This window comes from Dyadobacter sediminis, assembly GCF_005860765.1.
In the GTDB taxonomy this organism is placed as follows: domain Bacteria; phylum Bacteroidota; class Bacteroidia; order Cytophagales; family Spirosomataceae; genus Dyadobacter; species Dyadobacter sediminis.
In genome coordinates this window covers 1-1,325 of the sequence record NZ_VCEI01000022.1, presented here as the reverse complement: position 1 = coordinate 1,325, position 1,325 = coordinate 1, and the positions used below count along the sequence as shown (strand labels likewise).

General features: G+C 44.4%; 1 protein-coding gene. It reads left to right on the top strand.

Annotated elements, in window-relative coordinates; genetic code table 11:
* Positions 1 to 78 precede the first annotated feature (78 nt).
* Positions 79 to 1,275 (top strand): IS256 family transposase, encoded by a 1,197-nt coding sequence (locus tag FEM55_RS12400; protein ID WP_138281699.1) that lies wholly within the window; start codon positions 79 to 81, stop codon positions 1,273 to 1,275.
* Positions 1,276 to 1,325 lie beyond the last annotated feature (50 nt).

Genomic DNA, 1,325 nt, shown 5'->3' with positions numbered 1-1,325 from the left:
GACACTATCTCAAAATCTGTGTAAAGTTTAAATCGGGGTTTGTAACTCCGATTTTTTACTTTTAACAAAACACAGTTTATGAGACCAGAAGATTTGTTGACTGATGAGTTTTTAAAGCAGTTCAAGAGCCGCGATACGCTCAATGACTTTCTTGGCCAGTTACAGAAGCGGGGCATTGAGAAAATGCTTGAAGGAGAGCTGGATGGGCACTTAGGGTATGACAAGCATGAACAGACGCTCAGTACTAATTCCCGTAATGGCTATGGAAAAAAGAGGGTTAAAACGAGCTATGGGGAATCTGAAATACGCATGCCCCGCGATCGTGACGCGAGTTTCAATCCGATGATCGTCCCTAAGCGGGAAAATATGGTAGACGGCATCGAAGAGGTGATTGTGTCGCTGTATGCTAAGGGAATGAGCGTTTCCGACATCGAAGACCAGATCAAAGATGTTTACAATTTTGAAGTTTCGACATCTACTATCAGCCGCATCACATCCCGGATAGCAGAAGATATTGTGAGTTGGCAAAATCGTCCTTTGGAACCCGTTTATCTGATAGTATGGATGGATGGTATTGTCTTCAAAGTGCGGGAGAACAGTAAGGTAGTCAACAAGACAGTTTACATCGCTGTTGGGCTTAAACGCGACGGCTACAAGGAAATCTTAGGCATGTGGCTAGGAAAAAATGAGTCCGCTGCCTACTGGATGAGTGTTCTGACAGATATGAAAGCCCGCGGGTTACAAGATATCTTGATCACGGCCACCGACAATCTCAACGGCTTCACCCAAACAATCCGGACTGTTTTTCCTGAATCTGCCACCCAGATCTGCGTAGTCCACCAAATCCGGAACAGCTGCCGGTATGTGGTCTGGAAAGATAAAAAAGAATTCAGCCGGGATTTAAAAGACATTTATGGTGCTCCTACGCGGCAGGCGGCCTTAGCTGCCCTGGACAGTCTCGAGCTGAAATGGAACAGCAAGTATTCCTATGCTATCAAAAGCTGGAGGGAAAATTGGGATGAACTAACCGTCTTTTTTGATTTCCCATTAGAAATTCGGCAGATCATTTATACGACGAATCTGATAGAGAACCTGAATGGGAAAATAAGAAAGTACACCAAAAACAAGCTGTCGTTTCCTACCGATGAAGCAGTGATGAAATCCGTATATTTAGCCCTTAGAGAGGCTTCGAAGAAATGGACTATGCCCATCCGGAATTGGGGCATGATCCTGAATCAGTTTTTGACTATTTTTGAAAATAGGGTCAGGCTATAAGCTTCGCCCAACCCCGATTCAAAAGTTTACACAGTTAATGCGATAGTCCC